This is a genomic window from Flavobacterium ginsengisoli, assembly GCF_029625315.1.
GTDB lineage: Bacteria > Bacteroidota > Bacteroidia > Flavobacteriales > Flavobacteriaceae > Flavobacterium > Flavobacterium ginsengisoli.
The window spans coordinates 3,517,555-3,538,544 of the sequence record NZ_CP121110.1 but is presented as its reverse complement, the minus strand read 5'-3'; the positions used below and the strand labels follow the sequence as shown (position 1 = coordinate 3,538,544).

Annotated in this window: 14 protein-coding genes and 6 pseudogenes; 5 read left to right on the top strand and 15 right to left on the bottom strand. The window is 32.8% G+C overall.

Going from position 1 to position 20,990, the window contains the following annotated elements; translation table 11 throughout:
- Window positions 1-5: 5 nt before the first annotated feature.
- Both P5P87_RS16485 and P5P87_RS16480 read right to left on the bottom strand, forming a co-directional pair.
- Window positions 6-2,996 (bottom strand): SusC/RagA family TonB-linked outer membrane protein, encoded by a 2,991-nt coding sequence (locus P5P87_RS16485; protein WP_278019973.1) that lies wholly within the window; start codon window positions 2,994-2,996, stop codon window positions 6-8.
- Between the two features lie 377 nt (window positions 2,997-3,373).
- Window positions 3,374-3,793, bottom strand: coding sequence for a CBS domain-containing protein (locus P5P87_RS16480; protein ID WP_198855020.1), 420 nt, complete (start codon window positions 3,791-3,793; stop codon window positions 3,374-3,376).
- Window positions 3,794-4,022: 229 nt separating this feature from the next.
- Between P5P87_RS16480 and rbfA the strand changes: the two genes are divergently transcribed.
- The 5 genes and pseudogenes from rbfA to P5P87_RS16455 all read left to right on the top strand — a co-directional run bounded on the left by rbfA (window position 4,023) and on the right by P5P87_RS16455 (window position 8,078).
- Window positions 4,023-4,415 carry a 30S ribosome-binding factor RbfA gene (gene rbfA, locus P5P87_RS16475; protein ID WP_095930618.1) on the top strand — a complete coding sequence of 131 codons (393 nt, stop codon included), beginning with the start codon at window positions 4,023-4,025 and terminating at the stop codon, window positions 4,413-4,415.
- 1 nt (window position 4,416) lies between these two features.
- Window positions 4,417-5,618 (top strand): annotated as a pseudogene (locus P5P87_RS16470) (ABC transporter permease).
- 168 nt (window positions 5,619-5,786) lie between these two features.
- Window positions 5,787-7,218, top strand: a pseudogene (locus P5P87_RS16465) (MATE family efflux transporter).
- Between the two features lie 94 nt (window positions 7,219-7,312).
- Window positions 7,313-7,855, top strand: a complete 543-nt coding sequence (locus P5P87_RS16460) for a DUF6934 family protein (protein WP_278019972.1) — start codon at window positions 7,313-7,315, stop codon at window positions 7,853-7,855.
- Window positions 7,856-7,871: 16 nt separating this feature from the next.
- Window positions 7,872-8,078, top strand: coding sequence for a hypothetical protein (locus P5P87_RS16455; protein ID WP_278019971.1), 207 nt, complete (start codon window positions 7,872-7,874; stop codon window positions 8,076-8,078).
- 105 nt (window positions 8,079-8,183) lie between these two features.
- Here P5P87_RS16455 and dusB read toward each other — a convergent pair.
- The 13 genes and pseudogenes from dusB to P5P87_RS16390 all read right to left on the bottom strand — a co-directional run bounded on the left by dusB (window position 8,184) and on the right by P5P87_RS16390 (window position 20,959).
- Window positions 8,184-9,177, bottom strand: a pseudogene (gene dusB / locus P5P87_RS16450) (tRNA dihydrouridine synthase DusB).
- A 142-nt stretch (window positions 9,178-9,319) separates the two neighbouring features.
- A pseudogene (flxY, locus tag P5P87_RS16445) lies at window positions 9,320-10,607 on the bottom strand (flexirubin biosynthesis putative acyl-CoA ligase FlxY).
- Window positions 10,604-12,267: pseudogene (locus P5P87_RS16440) on the bottom strand (C45 family autoproteolytic acyltransferase/hydolase). The pseudogenes flxY and P5P87_RS16440 overlap by 4 nt, the downstream one beginning before the upstream one ends.
- A 7-nt stretch (window positions 12,268-12,274) precedes the next feature.
- Entirely contained in the window at window positions 12,275-13,792 is a 1,518-nt protein-coding gene (locus P5P87_RS16435; protein WP_278019970.1) for a phytoene desaturase family protein, read from the bottom strand.
- Window positions 13,789-14,043, bottom strand: coding sequence for a hypothetical protein (locus P5P87_RS16430; RefSeq protein ID WP_278019969.1), 255 nt, complete (start codon window positions 14,041-14,043; stop codon window positions 13,789-13,791). Before P5P87_RS16430 ends, P5P87_RS16435 begins: the two co-directional genes overlap by 4 nt.
- On the bottom strand, window positions 14,012-14,578 hold the full coding sequence (locus P5P87_RS16425; RefSeq protein WP_278019968.1) for a lysophospholipid acyltransferase family protein: 567 nt from the start codon (window positions 14,576-14,578) through the stop codon (window positions 14,012-14,014). Before P5P87_RS16425 ends, P5P87_RS16430 begins: the two co-directional genes overlap by 32 nt.
- A 17-nt stretch (window positions 14,579-14,595) precedes the next feature.
- Window positions 14,596-17,028: an MMPL family transporter gene (locus P5P87_RS16420; RefSeq protein ID WP_278019967.1), complete on the bottom strand. Its 2,433-nt coding sequence runs from the start codon at window positions 17,026-17,028 to the stop codon at window positions 14,596-14,598.
- 48 nt (window positions 17,029-17,076) lie between these two features.
- The gene (locus tag P5P87_RS16415) at window positions 17,077-17,466 is read right to left on the bottom strand and encodes a hypothetical protein (RefSeq protein WP_278019966.1); all 390 of its coding nucleotides are present in this window, start codon (window positions 17,464-17,466) and stop codon (window positions 17,077-17,079) included.
- Window positions 17,467-17,691: 225 nt separating this feature from the next.
- Window positions 17,692-18,867 (bottom strand): annotated as a pseudogene (locus tag P5P87_RS16410) (DUF2062 domain-containing protein).
- Between the two features lie 16 nt (window positions 18,868-18,883).
- Window positions 18,884-19,369, bottom strand: a complete 486-nt coding sequence (locus P5P87_RS16405; protein WP_278019965.1) for a hypothetical protein — start codon at window positions 19,367-19,369, stop codon at window positions 18,884-18,886.
- Between the two features lie 2 nt (window positions 19,370-19,371).
- On the bottom strand, window positions 19,372-19,743 hold the full coding sequence (locus P5P87_RS16400; protein ID WP_278019964.1) for an ApeI family dehydratase: 372 nt from the start codon (window positions 19,741-19,743) through the stop codon (window positions 19,372-19,374).
- Between the two features lie 5 nt (window positions 19,744-19,748).
- Window positions 19,749-20,360 (bottom strand): outer membrane beta-barrel protein, encoded by a 612-nt coding sequence (locus P5P87_RS16395; RefSeq protein WP_278019963.1) that lies wholly within the window; start codon window positions 20,358-20,360, stop codon window positions 19,749-19,751.
- A 2-nt stretch (window positions 20,361-20,362) separates the two neighbouring features.
- Window positions 20,363-20,959, bottom strand: coding sequence for a porin family protein (locus P5P87_RS16390; protein ID WP_177211465.1), 597 nt, complete (start codon window positions 20,957-20,959; stop codon window positions 20,363-20,365).
- Window positions 20,960-20,990: the final 31 nt, after the last annotated feature.

Here is a 20,990-nt window from a genome sequence, read left to right as displayed (position 1 = left end):
TAGAATTAAAATTTAGCAGTAAATCCAATAAGCATTGTTTTTACGTATGGAGATGTTACGTTTCCGCTTTCAGGATTATATCCTCTGTGATTTGCAATATTGATAAAGTTCTGCGCATTCACATACACGTTTAATTGTTTTACCCAATCAGCGTTTTTGATTACTTTAGATAAATTGTAGGCTAGTTTTATATTTTTAACTACAAAATAATTCCAGTCACCATTTGTTCTATTTGATAGATATACATCTTTTGCACCAGCTCTAGGGAAATTTCCAGAAGGGTTTTCTGGGCTCCACATTCTGTCATAAGCATACTGAGTAGGAATGTAATTTCTGTTCTGAATTTGATTTTCTCCATAAATCATATAGTTATTATCCTCATCAGAAGCCAGACCTGTTGCACCTTGCCCGTAAATATCTAATGTCAGGTTTTTATAACTTAGATTAGTTGATATCCCGTAAAAGAAATCGGGCGAAGTAGTTCCGATATTTACATAATCATCATTGTTGATGATTTTATCGTTGTTTTTGTCCACATACATTTCTTCTCCAAGTTGCGCAGTAGGACGTATTTGCTGATAAGCTGTTAATTGTTCCTGAGTTTTAATAATACCAGCAGATTCTCTTGCCCAAACACTATTTACAGGCTGTCCTACAATTAGATATTTGGCAATTCCTGCAGAAGAACTTCCAACATTTATGCGACTTACATCTCCATAAAGGCTCACAATTTCATTTTTGTTTTTAGAAATATTACCGCCTATCTCCCATTTAAAATCAGAATCTATTACTTTTACTCTTGCAGTGACTTCGATACCAACGTTTTTGACTTCGCCAATATTCTGAAGCATACTAGAATAACCAGAAGTTGTAGGGATAGGAACGTTGTATAAAAGATCTGAAGTTTGTCTCTGATAAAAATCTAAATTCAAATCAAATCTTTTCCATAAACTTAAATCGATACCGGCATTGTATTGAATGTTACGCTCCCATTTTAGATCTGGATTTCCAATTGTCTCTACAAATCCTAAAATTGGATTATTTTCGTAAACATAATTTGCTTTAACAAGTTTAGAAAGAGATTGATAATTTCCAATTTCCTGATTACCGGTAACACCATAACTCGCTCTAAGTTTTAAAGCAGAAATGACATTACTGTTTTTAAGAAAGTTTTCTTTATCAACATTCCAGCCCAATCCCAAAGAAGGGAAAAATCCCCATTTATTGTTGATTCCAAAACGAGATGATCCATCATAACGTCCTGTTAATGTTATAAGATATTTTTCATTATAAGCATATGAAGTCCTTGCCGTCCAGGAAATTAATTTGCTCGAATATTTGTTAGAAGAATTGGTTATACTTCCTCTGTCGGCGTACGTAATATCATTTGCTCCTGTGGCATCATTTTGAAAACCAGATCCTTTAACGCCCAAATCTTCATAAACATATTCTTGCCATGAATAAACTGCTGTTGCAGTAAGACTGTGTTTATCTTTCCAGATGTTAGAATAGCTTAAAATATTATCAGTAAGTTGAGAACTTTGTCTTCTATAATATTGTCCACCAGTTCCTGTGCTTCCAGACCCAATTCCAGCTGTAGATTTAGAAGTGTAGTATTCATATTGTTTTTCATTAGAAATATCGACACCATAATTGGTTTTAAAGGTTAAATTTTTTGCAAGTTTAAAATGCGCATACACATCTCCAAGAATACGATCTGTAGAAATTTCGTTTGTCATTTCTGATGCCTCCGAAACAGGATTCCAAGTTCCTTCAAAATAAGAACTTACGGCAGGATCTTCTGTAGCATAATACCAGCTTCCATCTGGATTTTTTACAGGTATGGTTGGCCATCCGTATCGAAAGATATCTCCAGTTGGATTATCTCGAATATCTCTCTGGGAGCGGCCAACCTGTAAATGTGTTCCAACGGTAAGCCAAGGTTTGTATTCATGATTTAAATTAGTTCTGACAGTCAATTTTTTAAAACCAGAAGCTTCTACAATTCCATCTTGCGAAAAGATGTTTCCAGAAAGAAGGTAAGTTGTATTTTCTTTTCCACCACTAAAAGACAAAGAATAGTTTTGCATAAGCGCCATATTCTGAATTATTTCGTCTTGCCAATCTGTATTGATGTTTGGAGCAGGATTTGTAGCAGAATAAACCGGCTTTCCTGTAGAATACGTATAGGCGTTGTTTATAAAACTGATAAAACTATCTCTATTTAAAGTTTTAGGCAGTCGAGTAGGAGTGGAGATTCCTTGTGTACCAACAATTTCTAAATTGTTTTGTCCTTGTTTTCCTCTTTTTGTTGTAATAAGGATAACACCATTTGCACCTCTTGATCCGTAAATAGCGACCGAAGAAGCATCTTTAAGAATTTCCATAGATTCGATGTCGTTAGAACTAATGTCATTTAAATTGCTGTTTACCAACGGAAAACCATCAACAACAATTAAAGGATCATTACCAGCACTCACAGATCCGTTTCCGCGAATTCTTATTTTCGGAGAAGAACCTGGAGAAGAATCATTGTTAAGAACTGCTACACCAGCTGCTCTTCCTTGAACAGCCTCTAACGGATTTGAACTTGTAACGGTATTTAGAACATCACCCTTAATTTGTGCAATCGAACCGGTTAAATCGCTTTTTTTCATCGTTCCGTAACCCACAACAACGACCTCCTTAAGTTCAGAAACTTCGTCAGTTAGAGTAATGTTGATGATAGAAGATTGTTCGACTGTTTTTTCAATTGTTTTAGAACCAGTAGAACTAAAAATTAAGACGCTTCCGGTATTGGCGCTTATTGAATATTTTCCATCAAAGTCAGAGGTGGTATTCGTTTGCGATCCCTTTACGACAATATTCGCTCCGGGAATGGGAATTCCGCCTGAATCAGTTATTATTCCTGTAACCATTTTGGTTTGTGCAAAACTGGTCAAGTGCACAAAAATGGAAAAGACCAAAATTATCAAATGTCTAATTTTGTTTTTCATAAGTAAAAGTTTTCGGTTAGTAAAGTTGTTTAAACTTATTTATAACCGAAACTCTTTGTATCCTGCTCTATCCTGTTAATTATGAATGAAATAACTTTTATTTTAAAATTTTTAAAGCTATTTTTTCTTTTGAATGACTGATTTAGTGGTTTTTAACTTATCTAGTATTGGTTTTATTTTTATCAAAAAAAGTTAATATTTTATCAATAATAAAATTATTTAATATTTAAAAATAGATATGTTTTTTTGATTATATGGTTGTTAAATTACAAAATAACCAACAATTTGTTTTTAGGAGAAAAATGAAAAATTGCAAAATAAAAGGCGACAAAAAATAACTTCTGCCGCCTTTTAGTAAAATTTATTAGGTTGAATTTTTAATCGTATTGTTCTAAGAAATATTTCAAAACATCTGTTGTAGTAACAATTCCTTTCAATTCTCCATTGTCTACAACTGGAAGAGCATGAAATTCTTCTTTCACAAAAATTTCGGCTAAATCTCTTATTATAGTATCAGATGAAACAGTTTTGGGTTTAGAAGTCATAACCTGCGAAATAGTAAGCATTTCTAAAATAGCTTCATCAGCTCCATCTTGTCCATCAAATAATGCTCCAAAAGTTAAACGATTAATATCCGTACGACTAATGATTCCGACAACTTCTTTACCGTTTACAACTGGAATATGACGAATTGAGTTGGCCTTTAGTTTTTCAACAACCTTTTTTAAATCGTCATTTTGATTTACTGTAATAACGCTTTTAGTCATTATATGACTTAGTGGTTCTCTCTTTTTCATAATTTGATAGTGTTAGATTTATATCAAATATGTAAATTATTTCTGAGGAAAATAATGATATATATCAGTTTTGAGACATGAACTCAAGTTAGATTTTTTATAAGAAAATGATAAAAGAGAATAAGGAATTTTATTTAAATTTAGTTTTATGCGAAAACAATACTAAATTCATTCTTTTAGTTGAGTGCAAATTGTGAGTATTGAATTTAAAAAGTAGTATTTTTGCAGTATGGAAACAAATAGACAGAAAAAAATAGGCGGTGTTATTCAGAAAGATCTGGTTGACATTTTGCAAGGTGAAGTGAGAAAAAACGGAATTACAAACTTGGTAATTTCTGTATCCAAAGTGAGTGTAACTACAGATTTGTCTGTGGCAACAGTTTATCTAAGCATTTTTCCGCAAGAAAAAGCCAAAGAAACTTTAGAAGCAATCAAAACCAATACAACTTTAATCAAACATGATTTGTCGCAACGTGTTCGTTTGCAATTACGTCGCGTTCCGAATTTAGTATTCTTTATTGATGACTCTTTAGATTATATAGAGAAAATCGACAATGCACTTGCTGGAAAAGAAAACCCAATTGAAAATCGTGATCTTTTAGAAAAAAGAAGAAAGTCGTAATTTGAATTTCCCTTTATACATAGCCAAACGTTATATTTTTAGCGACAGTAAAAACAATGCTATAAATATTATCAACCGCATTGCCAGCATGGGAATCATTGTTGGTACAATGGCTTTGTTTGTGGTTTTATCTGTTTTTAGCGGATTAAAGGTTTTTAGTCTTTCGTTTACAAACGAAATTGATCCGGATTTAAAATTAACAAGTACCTACGGAAAATCTTTTTTATTTGCACCAGATCAGGAAAATCAGATTAAGAAAATCAATGGTGTTGCTTCTTACACTAAAATAATAGAAGAACGTGTTTTGTTTCTATTTAAAGACAAACAGCAAGTTACTTACTTAAAAGGAGTTGACAGCATTTACCCCGTTGTTAATGATATCAAGAAAAAACTCTTTAATGGCCAATGGCTTAAACCAGATAGTTTTCAAGTTGTAATTGGTTATGGATTAGCTCAAAATTTCTCAATGGGAATTCTTGATTTTGAAAATCCGCTTCAGATTTTTGCACCAAAACCAGGAAAAGGAGCAATCGAGAACCCCGAAGAAGCTTTCACAAAAACAGATGTTTTACCTGTTGGAATTTATTCTATCAGTGAAGACTTAGATTCAAAATATGTATTCGCAGATTTAAGTTTAGTACAGGAATTGTTAATGTACAAACCCAATCAGATTTCTGGAATTGAATTTAAATTAAAAGAAAACGCAGATGAAGACGCAATAAAAAAACAGCTTAATTCTATTTTTAAAAATAAAGTTACTTTAAAAAATAGAGCACAACTGAATGAGTCTTTGTATAGAATGTTAAATACCGAAAACATTGCCGTTTATCTTATTTTTACATTAGTTATCATTGTGGCGCTTTTTAATTTGATTGGAGCCTTAATTATGATGATTTTAGAAAAGAAAGGAAATCTTAAAACCCTTTTCAATTTAGGAACAGACATCAATGGGCTTCGAAAAATATTTTTGCTTCAAGGAACCTTATTAAGTGTTTTTGGAGGTTTAATAGGACTTGCTTTAGGGATAATCCTCGTAATATTGCAGAGCAGAAGTTTGATCTTATTATGATTACACCAACTTTGGCTTACCCAGTTGTCTTTACAGTAGAAAATGTTCTAATTGTAATGACAACGATTATTTCTCTAGGTTTTGTTGCTTCACTAATTGCAAGCAGTCGAGTGAGTAAAAAACTACTTGACTAATAACTACTTAAGAAATATTAAGTATATTTACCGCCTTAAAAACTACAGCATATGATTGTTTCTGCCTAATCCTATTTTATTTTTAGAATAATTAGGATACTTACGTTTTTACTTTTTTAGTTCAGATTTATACATCTGAACCAATTTTATCATTTATCCTAAAATATCATGACAGAAACATCTATAAAGGAAAGTTTTATTTCCAAAATTTTTACCACTTTAAAACAAGCCTTAAAAGGCGACGAATCTTTTGATTATACTTCTGGAAGTATAAAAAAAGCCGTAATTCTATTGGCCATTCCGATGGTTTTGGAAATGATGATGGAATCGGTTTTTGCTCTAGTTGATTTATATTTCGTAGGACATTTAGAACATAGCAGTTTTGCCATACAGACCGTTGGATTAACCGAATCTGTGTTAACTGTAATTTATTCGCTCGCTATCGGAATGAGTATGGCCGCAACTGCAGTAGTTGCACGACGTATTGGCGAAAAAGATCCTGTTGTTGCATGACTAAAGCGGGAATGCAAGCCATTATCATTGCATTTGCAATTAATAGTATAATGAGCATTTTGGGAATTATATACGCAAAAGATATTTTAATTTTAATGGGTTCTTCTGTAGAATCGGCCGAACATGGTTTCCGTTTTACTCAGATTATGATTGGTTCTAGCTTGTGTATCATGCTTTTATTTCTAATTAACGGAATTTTCCGCGGAGCTGGAAATGCCGCCATTGCAATGAAAAGCCTTTGGATTGCAAATATTTGTAATATTATTTTATGTCCAGTTCTAATTAATGGTTTCGGACCAATTCCTGCTTTCGGACTAGTTGGCGCAGCTTTAGCAACTACTATCGGAAGAAGTATTGGAGTTTTGTATCAGGTTTATCATTTATTTTTTGGAAATGGAATTTTAAAAATCAAAATACCTTATTTCGCACCCGATTTTAAACAGATACGAGCTTTAGTAAAAATTGCGAGCACCAGGAATTCTGCAATTTGTAATAGCATCTTGCAGTTGGATTTTCTTAGCACAATTAGTCGCGACAACTGGAGGCGATCACGGTTCTGCAGGTTATCAAACCGCTTTAAGAATTATGATGTTTTTCATACTTCCAGCTTGGGGATTGAGCAATGCTTGCGACTACTTTGGTTGGACAAAATTTAGGAGCAAAACAAATCGAACGTGCCGAAAAATCAGTTTATACAACAGCCAGATATAATGTAATTTTCATGGCTACGATTATGATTATTACTTTGATTTTTGGACAATATATTATTTCGTTTTTCACGAATGACGAGCAAGTAAAAACCATTGCAATTGAAGCTTTACAGATTATGAGCATCGGATTTATTTTCTACGGAATCGGAATGGTTTTAATCAATACTTTCAATGGAGCAGGAGATACTTGGACACCAACAGGAATTAACTTTTTCGGATTTTGGTTGTTTCAAATTCCGCTTGCTTATATATTAGCAAAGCATTTTAATATGGGACCAACAGGAGTTTTTATTGCTATTCCTGTTGCTGAAACCGCAATCACTTTAGCGGGAATATTTTTCTATAAAAGAGGAAAGTGGAAACGAGTTCAAGTATAGTTTAAAAAATGCGTTCAAATTTGAAGGCCTTTTATTTTGTAAGAAAATTATATTAAATTTGAAATTTATATTTTGATTGAATTTAATATTTTTTATGATTAAAATTAATTTAGAGAATACTTTTGAGGCGACTTCTGTAAGTCACAATTTTGACCAATATATTTTTGAATCTGTTTTAAAAGATGATACAATAATTAAGCTGAAGGTTAAGTTTACAAACATTGCAGAATCTTTACTGCCAAATGTTTATAATTTAGCTTTTGGACCATTTGATATAAGTGGAAGAATAAATGACTCTATAAATCTTAAACATAAGGATAGTAATAAAGTGTTTTCGACAATCATTTTGTTTTCAATAACTTTTTTAAAAAATAATCCTCATGCTTCAATTGGTATCGATGGCTCAGATGATTTACGGGCAAATTTATATCATCGAATGTTCAGATATAATTATAAAAACTTGAAAGATTTTCTAGTGATTATTGGTGTAGATTGGTATGTGAGATTACTTCGAAACGGAACAATAGAGTTAGATAGTAATGGATTGGCTTTTTTTAAACCAAAACCAGAACCTTTTGATTTTAAAAGGAAAACAGATGATCTTTATAGATACTATATGTTTAATTTAAATCAATAATGCTTAAATTTGTTTTATGAAAGATTCTATTCAAAATAAAATTAATAAAATTCAAGAAATTGCTTCTGCTTCGAAGAATAATATAGCAGATAGTAGAGATGCTACGATATCAAATAATAGTGATAACTTGACCAAATCAATTCGAAATGCTAAAGAGGCAGAATTATTTTTTTCTGAACTAAAGTCAGCTATTGATCTTGCTAAAAGAAGTGCTTTAGAATAAATTATTGGTAAAAAACATATAAAAAAGACCTTCAGTATTGAAGGTCTTTTCAGTTTTTAGATCTTTGTCAAAGTTCAAAACTTTAACAAAGATTCTTTTTTATTTTTAAACAAACTCGTATCCTGCGTAAACTTCTTCGATTTCTTTCATGATAGCGAATAAATCTTCAGGAGCATCAGTCGTAACTAATTTTTGTTTGAACTCTTTAAACGAATGGATTCCTTTAAAATAATTGGTATAATGACGTCGCATTTCAACAATTCCCAAACGCTCGCCTTTCCATTCCATAGACCACATTAAATGATTTCTAGCCGCTTCAACACGATCAATAACCGTTGGAGCAGGTAAGTGTTCGCCTGTCTTGAAATAGTGTTTGATTTCGTTAAAAATCCACGGATAACCAATTGCAAGCACGGCCAATCATGATACCGTCAATTCCGTATTCGTTTTTATATTTTAATGCTTTTTCCGGACTGTCAATATCGCCATTTCCGAAAATAGGCATTGTAATTCTTGGGTTGTTTTTCACGCGTGCAATATGTGACCAGTCAGAATGACCTTTGTACATTTGCGCACGAGTTCTAGCGTGAATAGTTAAAGCTTGAACACCAATATCTTGAAGTCTTTCTGCAACTTCATCAATATTAATTGAGCTATCATCCCATCCTAAACGTGTTTTTACTGTAACAGGCAAATCAGTTCCTTTGATAACCGCTTTCGTTAAACGAACCATTAAATCAACATCTTTTAAAACTCCTGCACCTGCACCACGACAAACTACTTTTTTTACTGGACATCCAAAATTGATATCTACTAAATCTGGTTTTACAGTAGAAACAATTTTAGATGACATTTCCATCGCTTCTTCATCACCACCAAAAATCTGAATTCCAACCGGACGTTCGTAATCAAAAATATCCAGCTTCATGCGGCTTTTTATAGCGTCACGAATTAATCCTTCCGATGAAATAAATTCAGAATACATCATGTCAGCTCCATGCGTTTTGCATAATCTGCGAAACGGCGGATCACTAACATCTTCCATCGGTGCGAGTAATAAAGGAAATTCGGGTAATTCTATGTTGCCAATCTTGACCATCTTCGTAATTTTTTGCAAAATTACAACATTTAGTTCAATTTGTACCAAATTGAGGTTCAAAGGTTCAAAGTGACAAAGTTGCAAAGGTTTTATATTCAGATGTTAAACCTTTGTAAATCTGAGCCTTTGTAACTTTGTACCTTTAACGGTAATCAAAAAAACGAATTGGTTTTCGGCTCATTGGATTAAAAACCAACGGATTCAAAACTTCTTTTGAAGCAAATTCTATTTTTGGAGTCACTCTCAATTTTGCTCTAAAGTGATCTTTTATTTCTTGCAAAAATTCTGGAGTTTGGTTTTTCACAGCAATTTTAATCAAGATTTCATCTGTTCCCAAATCGTTGGTAGAGATTTCGATAAGGTGATTTTCGATATTATCAAAACTGCTCAAAACATCGTTCATCGCTGGCGGATAAAGCGTTGTCCCTTTATATTTAATCATTTGTTTTTTGCGTCCAACAACTGGACCAACACGTAAAGTATTTCTTCCGCAAGCACAAGGCTCATCATGAAACTGAACCATGTCGCCCGTTTTAAAACGTAATAAAGGCATAGCTTCAATTCCTAAAGTAGTAAAAGTCAATTCGCCTGTTTCTCCATTCTTTACAGGCTGATTATTTTCGTCTAAAACTTCTACAATGATCAATTCTGGATGATGGTGTCCGCCTTTTCCGTGTTCACATTCTGTAAAAGCAGTGCTCATTTCGGTAGAAGCATAAGTCGAAAACAACTTAATATTCCATTTATCAGTGATTTTTTTGGATAAAATATTCATTGAAAAATCCTGTTCTCTCAAAGATTCACCAATACAGATGGCGCCTTTTATACTCGAATTATTATAGTCAATTCCGTGTATTTCAGCATATTCAATTAATTTCAAAAGGAAAGAAGGAACCGTAATCAAATAACTCGGATTGTATTTTAAAATAGAATCCCACTGCATTTCTGGAATTCCTGCACCAACTCGAATTACGCCCACTTTCAATTTTCTAAGACCTAAAAAATAAGCCAAACCAGCCATAAATTTTCGGTCAATTGTCGTCATCAATTGAACAACATCTCCTTCTGCAATTCCGGCGCAGGCAAATGAAATTGCTTCATTATAAGCCAAACGATCTAAGTCAGAATCGGTTAAACCAAAAGTAACGGGATCTCCTAAAGTTCCTGAGGTCGAAGCGTAATCTATAATTTTATGCTTGCGGAACGCACAAAAAATCATCATTATATTGTTGTAAATCCTCTTTAGTAGTAACAGGTAAATGCTGTAAATCTTCCAGTGTTTTAACTTTGGAAATATCAATATTTTGTCCTGCAAAAAGTCTTTTGTAAAAAGGGGAATTTTCGCTGATGTATGCTAAAAGTTCGGCTAATTTTTTTTCTTGAAAAATTTTAATTTCTTCTAAAGAATCTTTTTCTATTGCTGGAATCATTGTAATTTTCTTTTGACTTTTTTTAAATATTTTTCAATTTTTTCTTTATCAGGAACTGTAGTGATCTCGTGACTCAAAGCTTTTTCAAAATTCAGCTTTGCTTGTAGAAATTCCTTTTTTTGGTAAAAGTACAATCCTGTCTTATAATATACAACCCAATAATTAGGGTTTAACGCTTGATAATTCTGAAGAAACTCTAGAGATACAGTTTCTTTTTTTCTAAAATAGAATCTATTTTATGATCTTCAATTTTGAACTTTTTAAAATTCTGAAAAGCAACTGTTTCCAAGAAAGGATCTTTTGCTATATTCAGATTTTCTTTCTGAAACGATTTTGTTTCATTTCTATTTTCGCTAAAAATTGAAGTCAAATCATAACAAACAAATTCGCCCAATTGAAACGGATTTGCCGAAACCCAGACTAATTTTTCTTTTGGTTTAAAGATAATTCCGTGATGCGCCAACAATTGATTGAGTGCTTTTTCATTTCCATATCCTAAAGAAATATTTTTTAAGCCTTCTTTATCTCGAAGAATTTCTGATGCAATCTCAGGATTTACTTTTGGGTTTTCAGACAGTAATTCCTGCATTCTTTCGTAACGATATTCAGAATGACTGTTGGCAATTTGTTCCAGATTTCGTTTATCTTCTTTGAAAGCTTCTCCTTGAAAATGATTGGAACAAATTAGTTGATCGCTGTTTGGAACATCATAAACATCCATTTTATCTGGAGAAACTTCAATTAAAATAGCTTTGTTATCATTGGCGCTTCCAACCATAATTGATTCAGAAACAAAGACTTTTCTTTTTTTTGCAATAACAATAGCTTCATCTAGATTTTTGGCATGCTGTAAAATTTCGCGAGTTAAAATAGAAATCGGAGTTTTAGCGCTAAGTGGAATTTTAGATTTTGATGCATTTATCGTTACAGTCAATCCTTCGTAATTCATTCCAGAAACAGCGCCGATCATTCCTGGCCAAGTTACCATCATAAACGGATATCCTTCTTTTGGTTTAATGAAGGTCGCAATTTTATTTTCCGCAAAAGCGTCATTGACATAAAAATCAAAATTACGGGCCAGAATTAAATTTCCATCTTCCGATTTTTCGTTCCAAGCCGCAAAAGAAGAACAGCCCACTAAAGCCAAATCCTGTAAAGCGTGTCCAATATCATGTGCAGCATGTAAGTACAAACCGCGCTGATATTGCGGTGCGATATTATCAAAGTCGTTCGAAGTATATTGAGAAACACCGTAAATCTCCGTTTGATATTCGTCAGGAACATTCAGATACAATTTTCGATTGTACCATTTTAAAAACTGACGAAGCATTTTCTGCTGGAATTTTGACGGAATTAAATCGGTTATTTTGGAGAAAAAAATGCGTTGCTGTTTGTGTAAAAGTGAATCTGTCAGAGCACCAGTCGAAAGTCCGATTTCGAGCGGATCGCCTTCTACATATAATTCCCAAAGACCTTGTTTGTTTTTTAAAAGGGAGTTTTTTCCAGAAATAAAAATACTATCAGATAATTTGGTGACAGTTGGTTTTGTATTATTTAAACCAGTAAGATCTGGCGTGTGCTTTTTTGATTTTGAAGTACCACAGGAAACCATCAAACTTAAAAAACCGATAAGGAAGAAATAAAAAATTCGGCTTTTCATAATGAGACTATTCAGATGCTTTTTTAATTTTTTCGAGCAGATATTCTTTTCCTACAATTTCTGAGCAGGTTATAACCGCTCCGACCGTAACTCCTAAGACACCGTGCATGTTGATACTTTGGCCTGTAAGATAAAGATTTTCTACCTTAGTTTTAGTCGGAATTAAAGTTTTCATCGGATTATTAGAATCTTTAACATATCCGTACATATTTCCGCCGTCTCCGCCAATATAATCACGATAAGAAAGTGGAGTAGAAGTATGCACTGATTTGATGCAATCTTTTATGCCAGGAAACTTTTTCTCTATTTCTTCTAAAAATTGGGTTGCTTTTTTAGCTTTGAAATTCTCATAACTTTCCCCTCGATCATTTTCTTCAAAAGTAGTATTGAAAGTGTTTTCCCAAGCTTTGACATCATCATATTTCATATAAGTCAAAAACGTCATTCCGTCTGCCCATTCTTCATCTTTTTTCGACGGATTCATAGAAGCCATAAATGTTTTTGGCCATGAATTTTCATCATATTCATAAGCAGTCCAAACATCATTTGTACTTTTAAAATGATAATAATTGTGATTGATGTATTTAAAAGTTTTAGGTTTAAAAACGATATACAAACTGAAAGCAGATAGTACGTTTTCTAGATTTTGAATTCTATTGAAAAACGGTTTTCTAAAGTTTTCCTGACCCGCCATTTTCAAAGTCGTTTTCGGTTCAATGTTCGAAATAAAATACGTTCCAGAAACTTCGGTTCCGTCTTTCATTTGTACCGAATTTACCTTTTGATTTTCGACTTCAATTTTGGTGACTTCTTTATGTTTGAAAAACTCTCCACCATATTTTTTAAGCTGTTTCAGCAATTGTTTGGTAATTTGACTTCCGCCATTTACACAACGCCAAGAACTTTCGATGTACGAATTGACAACAAGCGCATGAACGTAAAATGGCGATTTATCTGGAATTCCGGCGTAGAGAAAATTGGATCCCGCCAGAACAGCTTTTAGTTTTTCATTTCCAGTAAAAGAATCGATAGTTTCTTTCGCGTTAAGCGCTAAAATTTCATCATTATATTTTCCTTGCGATTCTAGATTGTAAAGCGGAAATGTTTTGCAGACTGCTTTTATTTTCTGGCAGTATTGTTCGAGATTTTCTTTTTCTTCAGGAAAGTATTTTGTCAGTTGCTGAATGAAATTTTCAAAACCCTGTGCATGCGGATATTCGGTTTGGTCATCATCAAAAGAAATAATATCAAAACCATTTTCGTCTAATTTTTTTAGATTCAAATGATCCATTATTCCAATATATTTGAAATACTGATGAAGATTTTGGCCTTCGCCTAAACCTCCGATATAATGAATTCCCGTATCAAAAATAGTTTTATCTCTAACGAAAGTCTGAAGATTTCCGCCATATTGATTGTTTTTTTCGAGTATACAAACGCTGTAGCCTTCTTTTGCCAGAATAACAGCAGAAACCAATCCGCCTAAACCGCTGCCAATGATAACTACATCGTATTGTTTTTTCATCCTTTTTTCTTTAAAACTAGTAAAGCATTTTCTTCAGAAACAATTTCAAAATTCTCAAACTGACTTTTTAAACGAGAACAATTGACTAAAATTATAAAAGAAACGTTTAGAATTCGTTTTTCGATTTCATCGCGATAGCTTTCGTCAGAAATTAAAAGTATATCGTAATGATTTTCAAATGCCGATTCTAATTTGTCGAGATATGTTATTTTTCTCTTTTTAACTAAATAATTCGTTTTGGCTACCAACAATTTTTTCTTCATCATTTATAAAAGAAAATATTTTTCGTTGCGGTTCGTGCAAAGCCAATAAAACATCCAATTGCCCGTAATCACTTCCTAAATGAAGGATTTTTGCTTTTGGCTGAACGTGTTTATTTAAGCTGTAATACGTTTCGAGATTATGTTTCAAATCCTTTTTTACGCTTTGTCCAATTTCAATTTCTTTGTAATCATAACTGTTGATTAACATTGTTTTGAAATAATCTGGACCTTCAAGTTCTTGTCTAATTTTGCGATATTCTGCTTTAAAAAACGAACTAATTTGTTTGGTTCTTTCGGCATAATTATTTCCAAACGAAAGATCATCTGGAGCAATTCGTTCTAAAATTGTAACTGTCAATTTTCCGTGGTGAATCACAAAATCACCTTTTGGAATTAGTTCTGAAGCACCATGAATAACAACCGGAATAATATCCAGTTTAAATTCTTCGGCAAGGAAAAAAGCACCTTTGTGGAATCGCTTAATGATATTGCTTTCGGAACGAGTTCCTTCTGGAAAAACCATTAACGAATAGCCTTGTTCTATTTTTTTCTTAAATGTTCAACGCCGCCTTCAAGACCTTCAGAAACGGGATAAAAACCTGCTTTTCTAACAACACCGCCAAAAATAGGAGAATTGTACACCCAATCGCTTACCAAGAAAATGATTTTTGGGCTTAACATTCCGATTGAAAGAATATCTAGAAATGAAGAGTGATTAGCAATAATTACGGCCGGTTTCTCAAAAGTTTCATTGAAATTATTAATGACTTTTTTGCGAATAAAAGGATTTGAATACAATACCGATTTCATGAATTTTGAAATCACATATCGGAAAGCTTTCATTTTTGATTTTTTGCTGAAAGGCAAAATCGGCATAATAGTAAAACTGAAAATCGACATTACAATGCCGCCTAAACCATAATAAGCAAACGAAATTATACCGTGAACAAAAGTTCGCAATTGAAAAGGAGGATTTCCTTTTTTGGGACGATTTGATAAAAACAGTTTGAACAAAATCGGATAGAAAATGAAAGTAATAATCAGCGCCGCAAAAACCCCTATTAATGAAACCAGAGAAATGGAAGTAAGCGCAGGATGTTTGGCAAAAATCATTGCGCCGATTCCTAAGATTGTCGTGATAACTGCCAGAATAATTGAGGTTCTGTAAATGGCAATTTCGTTAACGCCATTGGTATATTCTTTTTGTAATGCACTAGTCATGAAGATACTGAAATCGACTCCGTGACCAAAAATCAAGGTGCAGACAATCATACTGAAAATATTCATTTGAATGCCAAAAATGCCCATAATTCCTGCGGTCACAATTCCTGTTAATGCAATTGGAATACAGCTTATGATTACTAATTCGATTCTTCGGAAAAAGAAAAACAGAATTAAAATTACGGCAACAAATGAATAATTGACAAGCGAATTAAAATCGGTTTTTAAAGTGCTGAAAAACGTTTCGTTCATCTGCTGGCGATCAATTGCAATTACGTTTTCTTTTGCCGAAGCCGATTTTACAAAAATATCTCGTTGTTCTGGCGATACTTTTACTAAGGTTGAAATAGTATAAAAACCATTTTTTTCGGTTATAAATTCTTGTAACTGGAGTGCTTTAATTTTTAGAAATTCAGTCGCAGAAACAGGTTTGAAATCAAAATCTAAATGATCAAAAAACAGATTGTATGTTGTGGGTTTAAAACCAAGTTTAGAACCTTCGGCAATTAATTCTGATTTTATGAATTCTTTTTTCTGTGAAGTCCAGAACGAATTCCATTTTTTAATTTTTTCAATTTGTTCTTTTTGCGAAAGTACAATGCCGCCAACTGAACTGAAATTTAAAATTTTATCCTGTTTTTTTGCTGCAGATAAATCATCAAAAAGTTTGCTATTATGCTCTAAAGCTTCTTCCATGGTTTTTCCATAAGAAGCGACATAGATGGTTTTAGAAGTTAAGCTCGTGCTTTCTTCCAACTGTTTTTCGGCGACTTTGATTTCTTTCGGAATAAAATTCAGCTGAGATAAATCGTTATTAAAACCAACATCATTATAAGTAAAACAGCAGATAATGGTAATAATAACGCAAAGTCCGATTAAGATTTTATTGTTGTGAAAAGAAAAATGAGCCATTTTATCGATCACATTCTTTTTATGTTCTGCCGGATTTTCTTTTGGTTTGTACAAATGCGGAACAATCAAAAGCGAGAAAACTCCCGTTGCCATAACGATAACAGCGACAAAAATTCCGAGATCGTTTAAGGCATCCGATTTTACAAAAAGCAGACATAAAAAAGCAACTGCGGTTGTAGAACTGCTCATGATGACCGGCATCGTAATATCTTTATACAACGTTTTTACATCGCTATTATGTTTGTAATGCGTGAGAATGTGAATAGAATAATCAATCGTAATTCCCAATAAAATAGAACCAATTCCTAATGAAATTGCTGAGATTTGTTCTCTCACAAAATATAAAAAGGCAACCGCAAACAAACCGCCAAAAACCGTTGGCAGAAAAATAATCAACGGAATTAAGACTTTTCTATAAAATAAAATCAGAATGAGCATTAAAGTAAACATCGCAATGGATGTCGTTAAAATAATATCTCCTTTAATCTGATTGGCATTGGCAACTGCAATTAAAGCAGAACCAAAATAACTGATAGACGTTTTTCCTTTAAATTGTGTATTTAGATTTTCCTGAATCGATTTCAGTTTTTCTGCAAAAATGGTATTCTTTTCTGTTTCGCTCGACGGAATATTGGATGTGATAAAAAGCAGTAATTTCTTTTTATCTTTCGTCATTACAAAACCGTTTTCGAGCGTAAAATCGTCGCCAATATTTAATTGCTGTAATTTTTTTAGAGCAATAAAAGAAATCCCAAATGGATCTTGCAAAATAAAATCTTTGGTTATAAATCCAGACGGAGAAATAATCGATTTGTAATTTCCTTGAACGGTTGCTCGCAATACTGTCTTTTTGAAGTTTCTTTTCGATAGCCGAATAATCTTTATCATCTAGAAAAAGCGGCAGATTATTGTAAACAAAATCGATAGTTTCCTGAATGTTTTCTTCATCAATTTTTCCTTGAATTCGGTTATGTAAGGTTTGCAAGATTTAGAAACGCTATCTGAAAAAACAGTTGCCATTTCTTTCAAATCCTCGGCAGTACCATTTTTATCCAAGCTAAAAATTACGGTGGTTTTATCGGCAAAGTTTAATTGTTTTAAGACTTTGGCGGTAACATCGGTTTTGTCGTTGGTTGGAATAAGTTTGGTAATATCTTCTTCAAACTTCAATCTTGAAGCGAAAAATCCAAAAACTAGAAGCATCAGAACAGCCAAAAAAACCGAAAGAGATTTTCTTCGGTTTACAAATAAATGAATGGCGTAGAAGTATTGATGCATGATTTATGTTTAAAATTTTTTCGCCACGAATTTCACGAATTTTCACGAATTCTTATTTGAAAAAGGGCATAAATTTGTTTTATTTTTTGCCACAGATTAAAAGGATTAGAAAGATTCTAATCAGTGTCGGTTTGTCCCAAATTTCACAAATTAATTCGCGGAAATTTGTGAAATTCGTGGCGAAAAAAAATCATTTTAATCCTTTTAATCTGTGGCAAACATAATTTAATTTTCGATTTGTTTTTTAGAACTAAAAGCCGTTAAAAGCAAATAACTTATAAGACCAACTGATAGCGCTGAAACGGTTGCTAAAATAAGACTTCCTACGATATATTGCGTAGCATTTTTTTGAATATCATCGAGAGTAATTGAACTGTCCAAAACCAGTGGCGCATCGCTAGAAACGAAAATACTTCCAACCTGAAGTGAAGCATAAATAATAAATGGAATAAAAGGCGGAAAACTTACGTTTGAAGTAAGATAAGCAATGACTTTGTTAAGTCGGAACAAGGCAAAGAAAGGTAAAAAGTAATATAGTCTGAAATCCCCAAAAAGGAGAAAGTCCGATAAAAATACCTAGAGCGATTGCGGCCGATTTTTTAAAATTAGAATCGTTGCTTTCTAAAATATCTTCTAAAAAGAATTTTTTAAAACCTTTTTTTTTGCTCTTCTAAAAAAATCTCTTGGCTTTATATACAGCAAAGCATTGGTCACCAAAACCGTATTTAAAATACTGATTCGGGTAAAATCTTGAAACGGACGAAAATGTGAAACTCTTTCAGCAGGATCATACAAAACTTGAATCGGAATATTTTTTACCACAATTCCTTTCCAAGCAGCACGCACGATAACTTCGATTTCAAATTCGAACTTATTGGTATAAAAACGTTTTGGAAGCAAACGAAGCGGATACAATCTAAAACCAGATTGTGTGTCGTCTAGCTTAATTCCAGTTTCAAACTTGAACCAGAAATTAGAAAACTTGTTTCCAAAACTGCTTTTCTTCGGAACATTTTCCTGAGTCATATTTCGGCTTCCAATCAAAAGAGCGTTAGGCTCATCTTGAATTGCTTCCAAAAAAACAGGAATATCTACAGCAAAATGCTGACCGTCAGAATCGATTGTAATGGCGTATTCAAAATCCAATTCCAATGCTTTTCTAAATCCGTTTCTCAGCGCTCGTCCTTTTCCTAAGTTTTTAGGATGTTGAATTTGAGTCAGTTGCGAATATGATTTTAGAATTTCGCTGGTAGAATCGGTTGAACCGTCATTAACAACAATGATATTTGTGGTGAAATCTAAAATAGAATCCAGTACTTTTTTCAGTGTTTTTTGGTTATTGTAAGTGGGTACAATAACGCAAAAGTTAGTTGAACTGAGTAATTCTTGCTGTGATTTCATGGGGAGTTTTTTGAGCTTACTTTACAAATTGTTTCTCTTTTTCGGAGAAACTCTTAGATTGTAAAACAAAGTCTTTTAGATAATCTTTCAAAGCTGCGCCTTGCGAAGCATAATACGTCGTTATGAATTTTTTATCTTCTTTAATATTTTTCTTGTAGCCAGTAATACCTGGAACATCTTCCTGAACACTCAATCGGATCATTCGCATTTCAATATTACTTGGATCACTTTTTATTGTAGCTTCAAGTAATTTTGCGCCTTCTTTAAAACGATCCATTTTCTGGCTTAATTTTTTTTCAAATTTAGAATCCAATAAAATAGAAGCCGCTTTATAAGCCACCAAAATTTTATCATCATTGCTTGAAACACCTGCAAGTTTGGCTACAAACTCTTTGGCATTGCTTTCTGATTTTGCTACATCAGAATACATTTTTCGGATTGAAGCCAAATCTGGCGTTCCAGCAAAATTCACCCATAAAAGTAATGTCAGTAACAGTTTCATAATTATATTTTTTTGTACACCGTGCTCAATTTAAGAGCAGTTGTGTCGTTAAAGTAAGTCGTGTTTTTCACTTTTACTAAATCGTCTTCCGTTGTGGTAGCATCCAATTCCAAGCGTAATTCTGGAGTAACCTCCGGATTAATCAGCGCCATGAATTTTACATTTGCCAAAGACTGAATCATCAGCGAACTTTTGGTAATCGATTCTGTAAGTTCTTTGATAATCTGAATCATGCAAACACCAGGCATAATAGGATTTCCAGGAAAATGCCCTTTAAAAACCTCATGTTTCTCATTGACTAAAATTGTAATAATATATTTCGAATCAGATACTTTTTCTTCTGATAGTATTTTATAAAAATCTTGTAAAATCATATTTTTTATTTTCCAAATGAATAGGAAACCCCCAACTGAAAATTAATATTCGTGTTATAATCTCCAAATAAATAATAATTATTGGAGTCATTTTGATAATAATCGTCGCTTAAAATATCAAGCGACCCTTTTTTGAATCGCGCTTCAAATGTTAAACCAGAAGGCAGGGCATAGGCAACTCCTAAAACCAAACCAAGATCATTTTGTGCTTTTCTAACCGCAAGATTATCATTCAATAAAATATCTAATGTTGGTCCTGCTTGAAATTGAATTCCTACTGGTAAAGTAAATTTATTCATAACAGAAAGTGACAAATAATTGATATCAAGATCTAAATGTTCTACTTTATTGGTCTGTGTATTTTCATCAAAATAATTTCGAGCTACATTATTAGAACCTTGTCTGCTGTAATTAATCTCTGGTTGAAGGGCGTAAACTTTGGTTATTTTAATTTCTGTAAAACCTCCAGCATAAAAATCAGTTTTATAATCGGCATGCATTTCAGAAATAGTTGAAAAACTAAATCCAGCTCTTAAACCTGGTTTAACGGTTACTTGTGCTTGTATATTTAAAACCAAGAAAAAAACAGCAATAAAGAAGAATATTCTTTTAGTCATTTTTATTTTGTTTTAAATGTATAACTAATTCCGATTTGGAAAACTTGATTTAAGATTACATCATTATAGTAATATCCATTATTGTCATAATCATATCCGTTATAACCATAAATATCAATTAATCCTTGTTTAAGTCGAGCTTCAAAAGTTAAACCATTTGGCAAAGTATAACCAACACCTCCAACAAATGAAAGATCAAAATCTTCTGGGTTAGTATTTACATAATTATCACTAACTTTTAAATCTAAAGAAGGGCCTGCCAATAGATGAAAACCTCCACCTCCAAAGTTAAATTTTGCAACCGCTCCCAGTGTTATATAATTCAACTCATACTTTTCAGAATAATAACGGCCGTTTTCAAAATATCTTCCTTCATCACCTTGTCTAGAATAATTTATCTCTGGTTGAACCGAGAAAAATTTATTGAATTTAATATTTACCAATCCACCAACATAGAAATCTGTTTTAGAACTATTGTCATCAATATTCGTTAATGTTGATACATTCAAACCACCTCTTAGTCCTGGACTAACTTTTACTTGCGCTTCTGTTTGCATTCCGATTAATAAAACAAATGCAATTAAAACAAATTTTCTCATTTTGGGTTTGGTTTAAGTTTAGGATTAGTTT